The organism is Sphingomonas sp. Leaf343 (assembly GCF_001423765.1).
In the GTDB taxonomy this organism is placed as follows: domain Bacteria; phylum Pseudomonadota; class Alphaproteobacteria; order Sphingomonadales; family Sphingomonadaceae; genus Sphingomonas.
Window position 1 is genome coordinate 724,570 of sequence record NZ_LMPG01000001.1, and the last position, 16,607, is coordinate 741,176.

The following is a 16,607-nucleotide window of genomic DNA, read 5'->3' on the forward strand; positions in this document are numbered from 1 at the left end:
ACCCCGATTGCTGGCACGGGTTCCACGCCCTTGCGGCGCAACGGCGATTTTTATTCGCGTCCCACCACGGCGACGGCGATCTCATATGCGCCGGTCAGCGGATCGTGATGCAGCGGGGAGCGGAGCTGGCGCGACAGCCCCTCGAGGATACGGCCATAGCGATTGCGCGCGAGATCACGCAGCGTGTCACCGTCCAACAGGGCGCGCGACACGACCCGCAGCGTGGCCCGCTGCTCCTGATCTCCGGCCTTCACCGAAACCTTGATCTGCGCGGCCGTATCGCAGGTATAGGCGAGTTCGACGATCTCTGTGAACAGGAACGCGACCGCCACGGCGACGTCCTGATTGACGAGGAAGGGATCGACGTCGAGCTTGATCGCGACGCCGGAGCCCTTGTCGGACGTGGCACGCAGGTTGGATGCCAGTTCCCCGATCATCGTGCGCAGGTTCAGGCCGCGATGCTCCTCCAGCTCCGCGAAATGGTGACGATGCACCACCGCGAGCGCATCGACGCGCCGCTGGATCGCCGCATAGGCCGCCGTCGCATCGGCGCTGGCGGCCCCGCGTGCGTGGAAGGCGATCAGGCTGGCGATCACCTGGAGGTTGTTCTTGACGCGGTGGTGCACTTCGCGCGTCAGCTTGGTCTGGCGGCGCAGACCCTCCTCCAGCCCCGCCTCGTGTTCGGCGACGGTTCGGCTGATCGTGCGGAACGTCTCGCCGAGTTCCCGGATCTCCTGCGCGGGCAGCCGGCTGGGCGGCGGCACGGGCACTTCCTCGCCAGGTTTGAACGAGGCGATCTCGCGGCGCAGATCGCGCAGGGGTCGCAGGAGCAGGCGGTCGACCACGAACCAGCCGATCCACGCAGCGGCGGCCCACATCAGCAGCGGCAGCAGCATCGCGACGACCATCGACGACGTCACCGGTGCGCTGCGGACGCTGGTCCTGAGCGCGAGGCCGGCGATGCCGAGTTCGGTCCGCATCGTCTCCATGCGCTGGAGCGGGCCGCCATCGGGCAGCGGCTCCAGGTCGATCGCCTCGTCGTCGAGGATCAATGCGCTGGCAAAGGTCGTCGCACGGCTGGTCGGACGGCCGAGTTCGCGCAGGAAATCCTGCGGGAAGAAGGCGCGGGCGACGACGTCCTTGCGCGGCGCGCTGATCGCGAGGATCAGACCGCGATCGGGCACGATGCTGGCGGTCGTCGCGGCATCGGTCGCCGTCGCGGACGAGCGGGGCAGGCGTTCGCCGCACAGCACATGGCCCATGCGGTCCGCGATCTCGAAGCGCGCGCCGACCGAGGCCTGTTGTGCGAAGACGCCCTGCGCGCGAGCGCAACTGGGCGCATCGGCGGGATCGATGTCGAGTGCGTTCACCGCGACGCGCAGCGCGGTCATGTCGCCGACCAGCTCGATGGCGATCGATCGGGCACTTTCCGTGGCGGCGATCCTGAGCCGCGAGCGGGCCTCGGCGTCGGTCAGGCGCGTGGTCTGCAACGTCGCGACGATCGCGATCAGGGCGAGCGGCAACAACGCGCCGCTCAGAACCAGCAACAGCTTCGCGCCGGTGGGCAGCCGCGACAGCGACAGTCGCGACCACTTGCCTGCGGTTTCGGTCATCTCAAGGCCGCCGGCGTCTGCGCCGGTCCGGACATCAACCCGGATAGCGGCGTCATCTGCCATGACGCGATTCCGTCAGTTCAATTTGCCGAGCAGGTCGAGCAGGTCGTCGGGGACCTTCTCCTCGACGGTCTGTTGATAGACCGATCGGAGCGCCGATCCGACCGGCTGGTCCATCGCGCCGTCGGGTCCGCGCGGCTTCGACCCTCGCGATCCCGGTTCCGGCGGGGACGAACGCGTGTCTGCCGGAATCTTCGATGTACTGTCCTGACCCAACCGACCGTATCCCCCTGAGGCTGCGCCGGGCGGGTGCTTACCCATTCCAGTCGACGTGCCGACAATGTCGAACCCGGTATCCCCGCTATGGCTGATGCCACAAATCCACGGTGACCCGATTGCGCGAGGAAACCAAACAGCATTTCGTTTGTTCCCTGCGGGCACGAAAATTCCGGGGGTGCGATTTCCGTGCAACCGGGGCATGTCGAATTGCATTTGTACGTGGATCAGTCTCTGCGGCCAGCCTTTGCGCCACGAAAGGCGTGCGCGGTCGCCCATTAACGCCAGGGAGTCACTTCGCCTCATGTCGCTCGGACAGCAACTCGCACCGCATCTGCCCTTCCTCCGCCGCTATGGCCGCGCCCTGACGGGCAGCCAGAACCACGGAGACAAGTATGTCCGTGCGACACTGGAGGCGATCGTCGCCGCGCCGGACCAGTTCCCCAAGGACGTGGAGCCGCGGCTGGGTCTCTACCGCATGTTCCAGGGCATCTGGGCGTCGGCCAATTATGACGAGATGGATGCGACGGGCGAGGCGGACGGTGCGGAGGCGCTGACGCGGGCACGGCTGGCGCGGATGACGCCGCTGTCGCGGCAGGCGTTGTTGCTGACCGCGATGGAGGGATTCACCCCGGAGGACGCGGCCTATCTGATCGACGTCGAGCCGGAGGAGGTCGAGACGCTGGTCGCGGAGGCGCTCGCCGAGATCGAGCAGCAGACCCGCGCCCGCGTCCTCATCATCGAGGACGAGCCGATCATCGCGATGGATATCGAGACGATCGTGCGCGATCTGGGCCACGAGGTCACCGGCATCGCAGTGACGCGCGACGAAGCGGTTGGGCTGGCGATGGAGGATCGTCCGGGCCTCGTCCTCGCCGACATCCAGCTGGCGGACGACAGTTCGGGCATCGACGCGGTCAAGGACATCCTGGCCGAGTTCGAGGTCCCGGTGATCTTCATCACCGCCTTCCCGGAACGTCTGCTGACGGGCGAGCGGCCGGAGCCGACCTTCCTCATCACCAAGCCTTTCCAGCGGTCGACGGTGAAGGCGGCGATCAGCCAGGCGTTGTTCTTCGACCAGGCGACCATTCCGTCGGAATGACGTCATGGCCCGCGGCCTGCACCCCGTCGTGCGCCCGCGGGCATTACGGACCCAAAACGACTTTGGAGCATTGACCCGTCATGGCTGATCCGAACGAACCCATCCATGTCACCACGGAAGAAGCGCGCGCGGGATCGACGCCGCATATGACGCGGTACATCCTGCCGATTTCCCTGATACTGGTGATCGTGATCTTCGCGGTGATCGTGTTCCGCTAGACGAAACGACTAGGAACAGGTGGTTTTCCGATGGCGCGACTGGCAAAGGGCCGGGTCGTCGCCTATCTTCCGCACCGGCGCGCGCTGCGCCGACTATTGCGATCGGACATGAATGACCCAGCCGATGCTGCGTGACGAGGACGACGAGGAGCAGGAAGCTCCCGTCGTGGAGCATGTCTCGCTATCAGATCCCGAGTTCAAGCAGCAGCTTGGACAAGTGATTCCCCATTTGCGCGCGTTCGGCCGTTCGCTGTCGGGCAGCCGCGACCTTGCCGACGATCTGGTGCAGGAGACGCTGTTGAAGGCGTGGGCCGCGCGCAAGCGGTTTCAGGCCGGCACGAACATGCGCGCATGGACCTTCATCATCCTGCGCAATCTGTATCTGTCGCAGATGCGCCGCGCCCGGTTCAAGGGCGAGTGGGACGATCTGGTCGCCGACCGCATTCTCGCCGCCCCCGCCAGTCAGGAGCGTCATGTCGAGTTGGGCGATATGCAGCGGGCGTTGATGCACCTGCCGCAGCCGCAGCGCGAGGCGTTGATCCTCGTCGGCGCGGGCGGCTTCGCCTACGAGGAAGCCGCCGAGATCTGTCAGGTCGCGGTCGGCACGATAAAGAGCCGTGTCGCGCGTGGCCGCGTCGCGCTGGAGACGCTGTTGAGCGACGGATCGCTGCCGGCGCGCAGCGAGCATGAAACGGATACCAGCATCACCGCGCTGGATTCGATCATGGGCGATGTCGAACATCTCAGCCGGGGGCGTTGACCCGCCTGCGATCAGGTCAGCCCCGTTCCGGAGCAGGACGATCGAGCCGCTGGAGCAGGCGCTGCATATCATCCGGCAGGTTCGCCAGATTACCGAACGCATCGCGTAGCGTCATGCCGATCGCATCCGTGGCACGGGGCGCACGGACGATCTGGCCGTCGCCCTCGTCGATCATCGGAATGGATGCCCATGTCATGGCATCATCAACGACACAGATCATGTTTCGTTGCGGTTCAATGACATGAGCCGTCACGGCGATTCGGCCGCGCTGAACGACGCAGTGGATCGCGCCGAGCGATGGTCGCCCTTCCTGTCGCTGTTGATGCGTCGAGAGCCGGGCATCGTCGACCGCGCGGCGACCGGCTCGCTTGCGCCGATGCCCGACATCGACGCCGACATGCCGGTCGCGCGCCGCCTGCGGCTTGAGCGTCGTGCCGTAGCGCTGACGGTGGCGTTGGGCGATCTCGCCGGATGGTACGACCTGACGCAGGTCACCGCCGCGCTGACGGATTTCGCGGACCGCGCTCTGGACGAGGCGATCCGCGCGGCGATCGTCGAGCGCTACCCGGGGGAGGAACCGCGCGGCTTCGCGGCGATCGCACTCGGCAAGCAAGGATCGCGCGAGCTCAATTATTCATCTGATATCGATCCCATCCTGATCTTCGACCCGCTGACGCTCCCTCGTCGTGCGCGGGAGGAACCTGAGGAGGCGGCGGTGCGGATCGCCAAACGCGTGGTCGAGCTGCTGCAGGCACGCGATGGCGACGGCTATGTACTGCGCGTCGACCTGCGCCTGCGGCCGTCGCCCGAAGCGACGCCAATCGCGCTGCCGGTGAACGGCGCCATCGCCTATTACGAAAGCCAGGCGCTGGCGTGGGAGCGGGCCGCGTTCATTCGCGCGCGGGCGGCGGCCGGGGATATCGCGCTGGGCCAGCGGTTCCTCGACGCCGTCCGTCCGTTCGTCTGGCGGCGAACGCTCGATTTCGGGGCAGTGGGCGAGATCCGCGACCTGTCCCGCCGCATCCGCGACCATCACGCGCAGGGTCAGCGGCTCGGCCCCGGCTACGACCTGAAGCGCGGGCGCGGCGGCATCCGCGAGGTCGAGTTCTACGCGCAGATCCACCAGCTGATCCACGGCGGCCGCGACAGGGCGTTGCGGGCGCCGGCGACCCGCGACGCGCTGGAGGAGCTGGCGATCGCCGGCTGGATCGACGTCGACGACGCGCAGGCGCTGGCGGCGGCCTACACGTTGCTCCGGACGATCGAACACCGGGTGCAGATGATCGATGATCGCCAGACGCATGCGCTGCCCGCCGGTCCGGGGCTGGCGGCGGTGGCGGGGCTGCATGGATTGCCGGATGGCGACGCGCTGATCGCGCTGCTGCGTGGACCCACGGAGCGGGTCGGGCGGGTCTATGACGCGCTGGACGACGACAAGCGGCCGGGGATCTCGCGCGATCCGGTCACGTTGGTGGACGAACTGGCGGCGGCGGGTTTCGCGGAGGCCGGGGCGGCGGCGCAGCGGATCGCGGCGTGGCGGGCGGGGACGTACGCCGCGCTGCGCAGCGCGGCCGCGCGTGAGGCGCTGGAGGCGGTGCTGCCCGTGCTGGTCGAGGCGCTGGGCCGTGCGCCCGAGCCGATGCGCGCGCTGGCGAGGCTGGACGGCGTGCTGGAGCGGATGCCGAGCGCGATCAACGTGTTCCGCCTGCTGGAGGCGCGGCCCGGGCTGGCGGAGCAACTCTCGACGATCCTCGCGCATGCCGCCCCGCTGGCGGACGAGCTCGCGCGGCAGCCGGCGCTGATCGACGGCCTGATCGACGCGTCCGCGCTGGACGATGTCGGAGAAGTGGAACACCTCGCCGAACGGATGCGCGGTGGCGATGTCGTGGATTATCAGGCGCGGCTGGATCACGTCCGCCGCGTGGTGGGGGAGGTGCGGTTCGCACTCGGCGCGCAAATCGTGCTGGGCGCGTCCGACCCGCTGGCCGTCGCGGCCGGATATGCCCGCGTCGCGGAGGCGGCGGTGGCGGTGCTGGCGGATGCGGCGATCGCGGAGTTCCGGAGCATCCACGGCCGCGTGCCGGACAGCGAGTTCGTCATCCTCGCGCTCGGGCGGCTGGGCGGACAGGCGCTGACGCATGCGTCCGACCTCGACCTCGTCTATCTGTTCACGGGCGATTTCGCGGGCGAGTCCGATGGCGCGAAGCCGCTGGGCGCGACCCTCTATTACACCCGTCTGGCCAGCCGGGTGACGGCGGCGCTGTCGGTCGCGACCGCCGCAGGGCCGCTGTACGACGTCGACACGCGCCTCCGTCCATCCGGCGCGCAGGGACCGCTGGTCGTGTCGCTCGACAGCTTCGCCCGCTACCAGCGCGAGGAGGCGTGGACGTGGGAGCATATGGCGCTTGCCCGTGCCCGCGTCGTGTTCGGGTCGGCGGAGGCGCGCGACGCGGTGGCGGCGATCGTCGCCCGCGTCCTCGCGGGGGATCGACCGGAACGGGATATCGTCGCGGAGGCGCGGACGATGCGCGCCGAGATGGCACGCCACAAGCCGGCCAAGGGACCCCTGGACGCCAAGCTGCTGCCGGGCGGGCTCGTCGACCTGGAGTTTGCGGTCCACGTCCTGCAACTGACGCATCGCACCGCGTTCGATCCACAGCTTCAGCGGGCGATCGACGGACTGGCGACGGCCGGGCTGGTGCCACCCGTGCTGCGTGCCGCCTATGACCTGCTCGCGCGGCTGCTGGTGACGATGCGCCTCGTCGCGCCCGATGCGGAACCGCCGGCGGACGCGACGCGGACGCTTGTCGCGGCGGCGTTGCGGCTGCCCGACTGGGATGCGGTGGTTGCCAGTCTCGACTCGGCCCGGCAGGAGGTCGAGCGGGTCTGGAACGGAGTGGCATGATGGACAGGATACCGGCGGCAACGGTGACGGGGGCGCACGGCGCGATCGACCTCGCCGCGATCGGGGCGCCATTGGTCGTGTACTTCTATCCGAAGGACGACACGTCCGGCTGTACGCGCGAGGCGCAGGATTTCACCGCCGCCGCTCCGGCCTTCGCGGAGGCTGGGGTGCGCGTCATCGGCATCTCGAAGGACAGCCCTGCCAGCCACATGAAGTTCACGGCCAAGCATGCGCTGGCCATCGACCTCGCCAGCGACGAGGACGGCAGCGCCTGCGAGGCGTTCGGCGTGTGGGGCGAGAAGAAGCTTTACGGCAAGACCTATATGGGGATCGAGCGCGCGACGTTCCTGTTCGCCGCGGACGGTATGCTGGTCCGTGAATGGCGCAAGGTCCGCGTCCCCGGCCATGTCGATGCCGTGCTGGACGCTGCCCGGGCGCTCTGATGGAGGATGTGGCCAGCGCCTGCCGCCGGGTACTCCTGACCGCCGGGCCGCTGGACAAGGTGCGTACCGCGCGATCGGTCGCCCGCGCGTGGCGACGCGGGGCGCTGGGCCATGACTTCGCGGTGGCGCCGCCCGATGAGCCTGCCCGGCCGGCACGCCCCGAACTGCTGCCGCCCGGTCGCATGCCGAAACGGGGGCGCGGCGGATCGGAGCGGGGGCGGCTGGCGCTGCTGCATGCGCTCGCTCATATCGAATTCTCCGCGATCGATCTGGCCTTCGATGTCGCCGGCCGGTTCGGCGCGCAGTTCCCGCGCAGCTTCGTCGACGACTGGCTGTCGGTCGGCGCCGACGAGGCGATGCACTTCGCGATCCTCGACCGCCGGCTGAGGGCGCTGGGGTCCGGCTATGGCGACATGCCCGCGCATGCCGGCCTGTGGGAGGCGGCTTCGTCGACCGCGCACGATGCCGCCGCGCGGCTGGCGATCGTCCCGATGGTGCTGGAGGCGAGGGGCCTCGACGTCACGCCGGAGACGGTGGCGCGGTTCGACGCCGCCGGCGATCCGGTCAGCGGCCGCATCCTCCACCGCATCTACACCGACGAGATTCGGCATGTCGGATTCGGTGCGAAATGGTTCGGCTATCTGTGTGCGAACGCCGGAATCCTGCCCGCGCCGCACTGGCAGATGCTGGTCCGGAGGTATTTTCGCGGCGTGCTTAAGCCGCCGTTCAACGACTCGGCGCGCGCGGCTGCCGGTCTGACGCGGGACTTCTACGCACCCCTTGCATCTGTCTGACCAATCCGGCCACACACGCTCAAGACTGAAGCGCGGTGGGGCTGCGGATCAGGATTGGGATGGACGAGCCGCCCGCGGCGATGCGGACGGCGCTGATTTTTGGGGCTTGATGACCAACATTCGCTTCTCTTCCGTCGCTGCCGTCGCCGCGATGATCCTGGCATCTCCGATCGCCGCCCAGACCACGAAGGTCGCCCCACCCGCAGCAGCCGGGGCACCCGCGGTCGGTGGCGAGTACATCCCGGCCAACAGCGCCGAGACGATGGCCGACCTGAAGGCGGACCAGCAGTTCCGCACCTTGTTCCAGACCTGGAAGAAGCTCGATACGTTATCGACCGGCAGCCAGCAGGGCGGGATCGCAATCCCCTCCGTCCAGCCGGTCACGAAGCTGCAGTTCACCAGCAATTTCGGCATCCGTTCCGACCCGTTCCGCGGTTCGGCGGCCATGCATGCGGGCGTCGACATTCCCGGCCCGGTCGGCACGCCGATCTACGCCACCGCCGACGGCATCATCGCCCATGCCGAGCGTCAGGGCGGTTACGGCAACATGGTCGAGATCAACCACGGCAAGGGCATCGCGACCCGGTACGGCCATCTGTCGAAGATCCTCGTCACCGACGGCACCCGCGTGCAGCGCGGGCAGTTGATCGCGTTGATGGGCTCGACCGGCCGCTCGACCGGCCCGCATCTCCATTACGAGGTCCGGATCGACGGCCACGCGGTCAATCCGGTGCCGTTCCTGACCACCGCCGATTATCTGCTCGCGTCGCAGGACCGCAGCGTCCGTCAGATCCCGGTGTCGGTCGACGGGCCCGCCGCGCAAGACTGACAGGTTGCCGGGGCGTCGGCCGAAGCCTATCTGTCGCCCATGGCCACTCTCGCTCCGGATACCGCCCCTGTCGATATCGCGCTGACCCCCGCCGCGGCGGCGCGCGTCGCGGCGATCGCCTCCCGTCAGAACAAGCCTGCCGTGCTGCGCCTGTCGGTCGATGGCGGCGGATGTTCGGGCTTCCAGTATAAATTCGGCCTGGCCGATGCGCCCGACGCCAACGACACCGTCGCGGAGACGGACGGTGTGCAGCTGGTCGTGGACGATGTCAGCCTCGATCTCGTGCGTGGTTGCTCGGTCGATTACGTGGAATCGCTCGGCGGCGCGGCGTTCCGGGTCGAAAATCCGCAGGCGGCGTCCGGCTGCGGCTGCGGCACCAGCTTCGCGATCTGACGCGCTTGAAGATCGTCACCTACAACGTCAACGGCATCAAGGCGCGGCTGCCCCGCGTCATCGAGTATCTGACCGAGGACCAGCCGGACATCGTCTGTCTTCAGGAACTCAAGTCGAGCGACGAGACGTTCCCGCTGAAGGAGATCGAGGACGCCGGCTATGGCGCGCTCTGGCATGGGCAGAAGGCGTGGAACGGCGTCGCGGTGCTCGCCAGGGGCAAAACGCCGGTCGAGCGGCAGCGGGGGCTGGAGGGTGAGCCGGAGGACGAGCATAGTCGCTATCTCGAATGCGACGTCGACGGCCTGATCGTCGCGTCGCTCTATCTTCCGAACGGCAATCCCCGGCCCGGACCCAAGTTCGATTACAAGCTGCGCTGGATGGAACGGCTTGCGCAACGGGCGGCGGCGATCCTCGCGGAGGAGCGGCCCGCGGTGCTGGCGGGCGACTACAACGTCATCCCCAACGACGACGACACTTATTCGGTGCGCGCGATGCAGGAAGATGCGTTGATGCAGCCCGAAAGCCGCGCCGCCTATCGCCGTCTGCTGGCGCAGGGCTGGACCGACGCGCTGCGGACCCGCGAGCCCAGGGGCGGCGTGTGGACGTTCTGGGACTATCAGGCGGGTGCGTGGCAGCGGGACGCCGGTTTCCGCATCGATCATCTGCTGTTGAGCCCGCAGGCGGCCGACCGTCTGGTCGGGGCGGGCGTCGACAAGGCGTATCGCGGCCGTGAAAAGGCCAGCGATCACGCGCCGACCTTCGTGACATTGCGGTGAAGCCGCTCGCCGTCGCGGCGCTGCTGCTGCTGCCGACCGCCGCATGGGCGCAGGACGAACCGCGCTTCTGCCCGAACAGCCCGTCGCTCGAAAGCTCCGCCTGCACGACGCAGCCGGGACGGGTGCATGTCGAGGCGACGCTCGGCGACTGGCAACTGGAGCGCGATGCCGACCAGCGGATCGACACGGTGCTGGCCGGCGACCTGCTGGTCCGGGCAGGCGTCGGGCCGTCGACCGAGTTGCAGTTGGAATGGACGCCCTACGGCCATTTCCGCACCCGCGACCGCGTCGCCGGTACGGTGGAGAAGCAGGCGCGCGTCGGCGACGTGACGATCGGCGTGCGTCAGAACCTGCGCAACCCGGACGGGACGGGCCTGTCGTTCGGTATCCAGCCCTTCGTGACGTTGCCGGTCGGGCGATCGCCGGTCGGGGCAGGGGATTGGGGCGCGGGCGTCGTGTTGCCGGTCACCTACGACCTGACCGACACGATCAACATCGGCACCACCGGCGAACTCGACGCGGCGGTGGACGAGGATGGGCATGGCCGCCACGTTCAGGGCAGTGCCGTCGCGGCCGTGGCGATCACGTTCAGCGACGCCTTTTCCGCGACGATCGAGGCGCAGGTCACGCGCGACGACGATCCCGCTGGCGCCACGACGCAGGCGGTGGCGGGGCTGGGCTGCCTCTGGACGGTCGCGCCGCAACGGGCGTTCTTCGCGGAGGCGGTCGGCGGTTTGAACCATGATGCGCCGGACGTCCGCGTCTATGCCGGGATCGCCGCGCTGTTCTAGGTCGGCAGGACCTCAGCGGATCCACGCATCCGCTGCACATTGGCGCGATATCCTACCAGTTGGCGGACCATATATGGCGTTTCCCGGGAAAATCCTTGGTTTTCCGTCGGTCTGCGTTTGGCACGGGTAATGCAGTACGTCCTGTGAAGCCGGATTGGACCGGCTCGCAAGAGGGAACCACCGCCATGCTGATCGCCATTCTCGCCTCCGCCGCCGCCACGATGACCGCACAGCCTTTCCCGGCCGCTTCGGTCTGGGGCGCGACGATCAACCGTCAGATGCTGCACACCGCCCTGCGCGCGCCTGAGCGTCCCGTCACGAAGGGCACGACCTATTGCTTCCTCGACGACGTGACCGCTCCCGGCACCGTCCGCAAGGTTTGCCGCAGCCGTCAGGACTGGAGCCGTCTGGGCCTCGAACCGGCGATCTGATCGACACCTGCCGACGCGGTGGCGGCGATCCCGGACGCGGGATAGCCGCTACAGCGTGCGTTCGTAGACCTGATAGACCTTGTTGATATCGCAATTGATCGTCGTCGCGATCGACCGCATCCCCTGATTGTCGTCGAGGATCCAGCCGATCTCGCCCCGGCTCGCGCCATAACGCTGGATCGAGGCGCGGCGGATATATTCGATCATCATGAAGGCGAGCTGGCTCGCCATCCGCGACGCCTGCAATTCCTTGACCACGCCCATCAACGGCACCCGCATCGTGCGGACCTGCGGCTTGCGCAGCCACAGCAGCAGCCTGGCCCAGCCGAACGGCAGCAGCGATCCGTTCAGCGGCTTGATCGCTTCGTTCAGGTCGGGCAGCGTAATCATGAAAGCCACCGGCCGGCCGTCGAGCTCGGCGATGCGGATCAGATCGTTGAATACGATCGGCTTCAGCTTGACCCCGACATCCTTGATCTCGGGCGGCGTCAGCGGCACGAATCCCCAATTGTCCGACCATGCGTCATTCAGGATCGCCAGGATCGTCGCGGCTTCCTCGTCGAACTTCGATTTGTCGACCTCGCGGATGCGGATTCGCTCGTTCTTCTCGCCGGACTTGATGATCCGCTGCACGATCGGAGGAAATTCCTTCGTGATATCCAGATCGTAGGTCAGCAACTGCTTGACGGGGGCATAGCCCGCCGCCTCGATCCAGCCGCGATATTCGGGTTTCGCATGGCCCATCATGATCGTCGGATCGTGATCGTAGCCGTCGATCAACAGACCCGGCTCTTCCCAGATCGACATCGAGATCGGGCCGAGTGCCCGCGTCATGCCCTGATTGCGCAGCCATTGCTCCGCGCTGCCGAGCAGCGTCCGGAATACACCCTCATCCTCCGCTTCCATCAGGCCCCATTGGCCGACACCCGGCCCGAAGCCCTGCGCCGGGTCCATCGTCAGCGCCAGAGTGTCGATATGCGCGGAGATGCGACCGACGATGCGGCCATCCCGCTCGGCGAGGAAAAGCTGAGCCTTCGCATGGCTGAACCAGCCGTTCTTGGCCGGCGTGATGAGGCCCAGCGCCTCGTTCTTCAGCGGCGGCACCCAGTGCGGATCGTTCGCGTACAGGCGAAAAGGCAGGTCGACAAAGGCCTTGCGATCACGCTTGCTGTCGATCGGACGGATGACGATGTCACTCATGCCGGGCGGTGTAACCGGCCTGTCCGATCATGGCGAGTGAAGTTTCCGTCAGCACGGCGCGCTAATCGACCTGTAAACGTCATGCTGTCGCCACTATTTCGGTGTGATGGATACGAGTATGACGAGCATGACTCTGGATCGCGCGACGACGCCACCTGTCGCAGGTACGACGCGGATCGCCGACGACAAGGCGATGCTGCGCGCCGCGGCGGACCTGACCCGCGAATTGTCGCAGCCCCGGCCTGCCATCTACTGGGCGGACCTGATCGCATCGGCACTGGTCGGATACAGCGCGCTGGCCGTCGCGGTCACCGCGTCGTCGACCGCTTTGGTCGTGCTGGGCGGCGCGATCGCGATGCTCGGCCTGTACCGTGCGATGAGCTTCATCCACGAAGTCAGCCATATGAAGCACAGCAGCCTGCCGCATTTCCGGCTGGGCTGGAACCTGATCGTCGGCATTCCGATGCTGATCCCGTCCTTCATGTACGAAGGGGTGCACAATCTGCACCACGCGAAGACGCGCTACGGCACGGTCGAGGACCCCGAATACCTGCCGCTCGCGCTGATGAAGCCGTGGACGCTGCCGCTGTTCATCGTCGTGTCCGCGCTGGCGCCGGTCGCGCTGCTGTTCCGCTATGCCGTCCTGTCGCCGCTGTCCGTGGCGGTGCCGTCGCTGCGTCGCGCGATCGTCGAGCGGTATTCGGCACTCGCGATCAATCCGCAATTCCGCCGGCGCGCGCCGGAGGGCGATGCGGCCACCTACTGGAACCGAGTCGAGGCTGCGGCGAGCGTCTGGGCGCTCGCGCTGGTCGCGATGGTCGCGACCGGCGTCATTCCGCTACGGTCGTTCGGCATCGCGATGCTGGTCGCTTCGGCGGTCGCCGTCGTCAATCAGGTCCGCACGCTCGTCGCGCATCTCTGGGAAAACGAGGGCGAGCCGATGAGCGTCACCGCCCAGTATCTCGACACCGTCAACGTCCCGCCGCCATCGCTGCTGCCGGCGCTCTGGGCTCCCGTCGGCCTGCGCTATCATGCGCTGCATCATCTGCTGCCGAGCGTCCCTTATCATGCGCTGGGGGAGGCGCATCGCCGGCTGACCGCGCTGCTGGAAGCGGAGTCGCCCTATCACAAGGCGAGCTATCCGGGGTTGCCCGGGCTGGTGTGGAAGATCGGGCGGAGTACGATGGTCCGCCGCTGAAACCTGTGGTGCCCGTTTCGGAACGGGGAAACTGTTAATCGCTCTTCGCTACGAACCATTCCTGTTCAAAAGGATGGCTTGCGATGTTGCCGACCGATCCATTGCCGCTTCATCACAGCTGGCCGCTGTATGAAAGCGGCTGCCGGTTCGAACACGGGCGTCTGCACGACCTTGAGGGAGGCTTGGCGACTGCTGCCGGGTTAGACGGGTCGTGGTCCTTCGACTTTTCCGACCAGGCGCTGACATGGTCGAGGTCGGTGTACGAATTGTTCGGCATGAACCCGGCCCGGTCCGCCATCCGATCCGAAACGGTCAAGCTCTACGGCGAGGAGTCGCGCGCGCCGATGGAGCGGCTTCGCTCCTACGCGATTCGCCATCGCCGTGGGTTCACGCTCGATGCCCGGATCACGACGCTGCAGGGTGAGAAACGCTGGATGCGCCTGATCGCGGCCCCTGTCTGCCAGTCCGGACAGGTGATGGGGCTACACGGCGTGAAGCAGGACGTCACGGTCGAGTACGGCCGCTGAGCGATTATTCCTCGGTGCGGAACAGCACGGCCTCGCCGATCAGCAGGAACAGCAGGAACGGGGCCCAGGCGGCGAGAAACGGCGGATATGCCCCGAGATTGCCCATCGCCAGCGCGAACTTGTCCGCGATGAAATAGGTGAAGCCCAACGCCATGCCGATCACCGCGCGCACGAACAGCTTGCCCGACCGCGCCACGCCGAACGCCGCGACACCGCCCAGGAGCGGCATCAACACCGCCGACAGCGGCCCCGACAATTTGTGCCAGAGCGATCCCTCCAGCGCCTTGGTCGGGCGGCCCGCCCCCGACAAATCCTCGATCGCGGACTTCAGCGCGCCCAGCGACAGTCCGTCGGGATCGACCGTCGCCAGCGTGAACTGATCGGGCCGCGCATCCCGGCCGACGATCAGCGACGGGATCCGCACCTGCTGCCCCGACGCCACGTCGAAGCGTAGCGCCGGTCCGATCCGCCAGCCGCCGCCGGGTTCGAATCGCCCGATCGGCGCCCGGACGATACCCGCCAGACTGCCGCCGGCCCGGTCGTAGAGCGTGACGTTGCGCAGGATCGTCTTCGCGCCGCGTCCCTGCGTCTGTTCGACCTCGATCAGATCGTCGCCGTCGCGCACCCACACGTTCGACCGGTTGCCGCGATCGATCGGCATCGGCCCGTAATTGACCTTCTGCCACTGGTTCAGCGTCGCGGTGGCGCGGCTGGCGATACGGTCGTTGAACGCGAACGAGATGATCGCCACGCCGAAGCTGGCGAGCAGCAGCGGTGCCAGCACCTGATGCGCGGACAGGCCGGCGGCCTTCAGCGCGATGATCTCGCTGTTCTGGTTCATCGTCGCCAGCGTCAGGATCGTCCCGAGCAACACCGAAAAAGGCAGGACGAAGGCGATGATCTGCGGCGCGCGCAGCGAGACATAGGTCCAGACCTGCGCCTGGCCGTTGCCCGGCACCTCCAGGATGTTGCCCGTCTCCGACAGCAGGTCCAGTGCCTGCAGGATCAGGACGATCGCCGCCATGATCGCGAAGGTGCGGACGAGGAACAGCCGCGCCATGTACCAGGACACGGTCCGCGACGGGAAGAAGCTCATCGCCTTCACGCCGGCATCTCCTCTCGCCGGCGGCCGGGCAGGCGGCGCAGGATCGCCTTGCCCAGCTTGCCGAAGCCGCGTTCCAGCGCCCCGATCGGCTGGCCGCCGGGGACATAGGCGATCTGATAGTACATCCAGAACACCAGTCCCGCGAAGACGAGGAACGGACCCCACAGCGCGATTACCGGATCGACCCGGCCCAGCGCGCCGATGTCCGACGCGTACTGGTTCACCTTGTGATAGGTCACGATCATCACGATCGACAGGAACACGCCCAGCGACGACGACGACCGTTTCGGCGGAATCGCCAGCGCCAGCGCGAGCAGCGGCAGCAGGAACATCGTCGCGACCTCGACCAGCCGGAAATGGAACTCCGCCCGGCTCGACGCGCGAAGTTCGCGATTGCCGGTTTCCTTGCCCAGCTTCGCGAGCTCGGGCAGCGTGAATTCCAGATTGCGCCCGCCGCGCTGGCGGAAGCTCTCGAACTTCGGCAGGTTGATCGGCAGGTCGTGCGCGGAGAAGGTCAGCACGCGCGGCACCTTGAACTCCGGCCGGTTGTGGACGAGCGTGCCGTTGGTCAGGCGGAAGATGATGACGTTGGGGTCGTCGGTCGCCATGAACCGGCCATGCTCCGCGGTGACGCCGATCCAGTCGTTCTTCGGCGTCTGGACATGGACGAAGATGCCGCTGAGATCGCGCCCCTTGTCGCGGCTCTCCTCGATCCGCATCGTCATGCGGTCGCCGAGATGGGTGAACTCGCCGACCTTGATCGATGCGCCCAGTGCGCCCGTCCGCAGTTCGAACCGCAATTGTTCGTAATAATAGCGTGCCTTGGGCTGCACGAACCCGACGATCGCGATGTTGAGCGCCGCCAGCAGGATCGCGAACATGTACGGCACTCGGAGCAGCCGGCCATAGCTCATGCCGACGCCGCGCATCACGTCCAGCTCCGACGTGGACGATAGCCGCCGGAACGCGAGCAGGATGCCGAGCATCAGCCCGATCGGAATACCGAGTCCGAGATATTCTGGCAGCAGGTTCGCCAGCATCCGCCACACGACCGTGATCGGCCCGCCCTGCGTCGCGACGAAGTCGAACAGCCGGCCGATGCGGTCCAGCACCAGCAGCATCGACGCGATCGTCAGCGTCGCGAACAGCGGCACCGCGATCAGGCGCGCCATATAGCGATCGATCGATTTCATCGGAGGGGGAGCTCGGTCAGCAAGATGGCGCGGGTATAGGCGCAGCATCGCCG

19 protein-coding genes are annotated in these 16,607 nt (G+C 67.3%); 13 read left to right on the forward strand and 6 right to left on the reverse strand.

The features are described from left to right. Nucleotides 1-50 precede the first annotated feature (50 nt). Nucleotides 51-1,613, reverse strand: a complete 1,563-nt coding sequence (locus ASG07_RS03155; protein ID WP_055842013.1) for a sensor histidine kinase — start codon at nt 1,611-1,613, stop codon at nt 51-53. Between the two features lie 75 nt (nt 1,614-1,688). Continuing rightward, entirely contained in the window at nt 1,689-1,790 is a 102-nt protein-coding gene (locus tag ASG07_RS18000) for a NepR family anti-sigma factor (RefSeq protein ID WP_168377297.1), read from the reverse strand. A 403-nt stretch (nt 1,791-2,193) separates the two neighbouring features. Here ASG07_RS18000 and ASG07_RS03160 point away from each other — a divergent pair, with 403 nt between their 5' ends. The 3 genes from ASG07_RS03160 (at nt 2,194) to ASG07_RS03170 (ending at nt 3,969) form a co-directional block, all read left to right on the forward strand. Continuing rightward, entirely contained in the window at nt 2,194-2,991 is a 798-nt protein-coding gene (locus ASG07_RS03160) for a response regulator (protein WP_055842014.1), read from the forward strand. Between the two features lie 80 nt (nt 2,992-3,071). Further along, nucleotides 3,072-3,209 carry a hypothetical protein gene (locus ASG07_RS17440; RefSeq protein ID WP_055842018.1) on the forward strand — a complete coding sequence of 46 codons (138 nt, stop codon included), beginning with the start codon at nt 3,072-3,074 and terminating at the stop codon, nt 3,207-3,209. Nucleotides 3,210-3,321: 112 nt separating this feature from the next. Further along, nucleotides 3,322-3,969 carry a sigma-70 family RNA polymerase sigma factor gene (locus tag ASG07_RS03170; protein WP_055842020.1) on the forward strand — a complete coding sequence of 216 codons (648 nt, stop codon included), beginning with the start codon at nt 3,322-3,324 and terminating at the stop codon, nt 3,967-3,969. 16 nt (nt 3,970-3,985) lie between these two features. On the opposite strand, the gene ASG07_RS03175 is transcribed toward ASG07_RS03170, so the two are convergent. Further along, the gene (locus ASG07_RS03175) at nt 3,986-4,165 is read right to left on the reverse strand and encodes a hypothetical protein (protein ID WP_156361711.1); all 180 of its coding nucleotides are present in this window, start codon (nt 4,163-4,165) and stop codon (nt 3,986-3,988) included. A 45-nt stretch (nt 4,166-4,210) separates the two neighbouring features. Here ASG07_RS03175 and ASG07_RS03180 point away from each other — a divergent pair, with 45 nt between their 5' ends. From ASG07_RS03180 to ASG07_RS03215, 8 genes are all read left to right on the forward strand, one after another. Next, nucleotides 4,211-6,874, forward strand: coding sequence for a bifunctional [glutamine synthetase] adenylyltransferase/[glutamine synthetase]-adenylyl-L-tyrosine phosphorylase (locus tag ASG07_RS03180; protein WP_055842027.1), 2,664 nt, complete (start codon nt 4,211-4,213; stop codon nt 6,872-6,874). Further along, entirely contained in the window at nt 6,874-7,317 is a 444-nt protein-coding gene (locus ASG07_RS03185; RefSeq protein ID WP_055842029.1) for a peroxiredoxin, read from the forward strand. The genes ASG07_RS03180 and ASG07_RS03185 overlap by 1 nt, the downstream gene beginning before the upstream one ends. Then, nucleotides 7,317-8,111: a ferritin-like domain-containing protein gene (locus tag ASG07_RS03190; RefSeq protein WP_055842032.1), complete on the forward strand. Its 795-nt coding sequence runs from the start codon at nt 7,317-7,319 to the stop codon at nt 8,109-8,111. The genes ASG07_RS03185 and ASG07_RS03190 overlap by 1 nt, the downstream gene beginning before the upstream one ends. 109 nt (nt 8,112-8,220) lie before the next feature. Further along, nucleotides 8,221-8,940: a M23 family metallopeptidase gene (locus ASG07_RS03195; protein WP_055842034.1), complete on the forward strand. Its 720-nt coding sequence runs from the start codon at nt 8,221-8,223 to the stop codon at nt 8,938-8,940. Nucleotides 8,941-8,979: 39 nt separating this feature from the next. After that, nucleotides 8,980-9,333, forward strand: coding sequence for a HesB/IscA family protein (locus tag ASG07_RS03200; protein ID WP_055842037.1), 354 nt, complete (start codon nt 8,980-8,982; stop codon nt 9,331-9,333). Between the two features lie 5 nt (nt 9,334-9,338). Further along, nucleotides 9,339-10,109 carry an exodeoxyribonuclease III gene (gene xth / locus ASG07_RS03205; RefSeq protein ID WP_055842041.1) on the forward strand — a complete coding sequence of 257 codons (771 nt, stop codon included), beginning with the start codon at nt 9,339-9,341 and terminating at the stop codon, nt 10,107-10,109. Then, nucleotides 10,106-10,900 carry a transporter gene (locus ASG07_RS03210; protein WP_236694497.1) on the forward strand — a complete coding sequence of 265 codons (795 nt, stop codon included), beginning with the start codon at nt 10,106-10,108 and terminating at the stop codon, nt 10,898-10,900. The genes xth and ASG07_RS03210 overlap by 4 nt, the downstream gene beginning before the upstream one ends. A 185-nt stretch (nt 10,901-11,085) precedes the next feature. Continuing rightward, complete coding sequence (locus ASG07_RS03215) at nt 11,086-11,331, forward strand: hypothetical protein (protein ID WP_055842046.1); 246 nt, start codon at nt 11,086-11,088, stop codon at nt 11,329-11,331. A 48-nt stretch (nt 11,332-11,379) separates the two neighbouring features. Here ASG07_RS03215 and ASG07_RS03220 read toward each other — a convergent pair whose 3' ends face one another. After that, nucleotides 11,380-12,531, reverse strand: a complete 1,152-nt coding sequence (locus ASG07_RS03220) for a hypothetical protein (RefSeq protein WP_055842049.1) — start codon at nt 12,529-12,531, stop codon at nt 11,380-11,382. A gap of 118 nt (nt 12,532-12,649) precedes the next feature. Here ASG07_RS03220 and ASG07_RS03225 point away from each other — a divergent pair, with 118 nt between their 5' ends. Together ASG07_RS03225 and ASG07_RS03230 are read left to right on the forward strand one after the other, a co-directional pair. Next, nucleotides 12,650-13,729, forward strand: coding sequence for a fatty acid desaturase family protein (locus tag ASG07_RS03225; RefSeq protein ID WP_236694498.1), 1,080 nt, complete (start codon nt 12,650-12,652; stop codon nt 13,727-13,729). A gap of 83 nt (nt 13,730-13,812) precedes the next feature. Continuing rightward, on the forward strand, nt 13,813-14,256 hold the full coding sequence (locus ASG07_RS03230; RefSeq protein WP_082474445.1) for a PAS domain S-box protein: 444 nt from the start codon (nt 13,813-13,815) through the stop codon (nt 14,254-14,256). A 4-nt stretch (nt 14,257-14,260) separates the two neighbouring features. On the opposite strand, the gene lptG is transcribed toward ASG07_RS03230, so the two are convergent. Beyond that, nucleotides 14,261-15,352 (reverse strand): LPS export ABC transporter permease LptG, encoded by a 1,092-nt coding sequence (gene lptG / locus ASG07_RS03235; RefSeq protein ID WP_055842953.1) that lies wholly within the window; start codon nt 15,350-15,352, stop codon nt 14,261-14,263. Nucleotides 15,353-15,357: 5 nt separating this feature from the next. After that, nucleotides 15,358-16,554, reverse strand: a complete 1,197-nt coding sequence (gene lptF / locus ASG07_RS03240; protein ID WP_055842055.1) for an LPS export ABC transporter permease LptF — start codon at nt 16,552-16,554, stop codon at nt 15,358-15,360. Between the last annotated feature and the right edge of the window lie 53 nt (nt 16,555-16,607).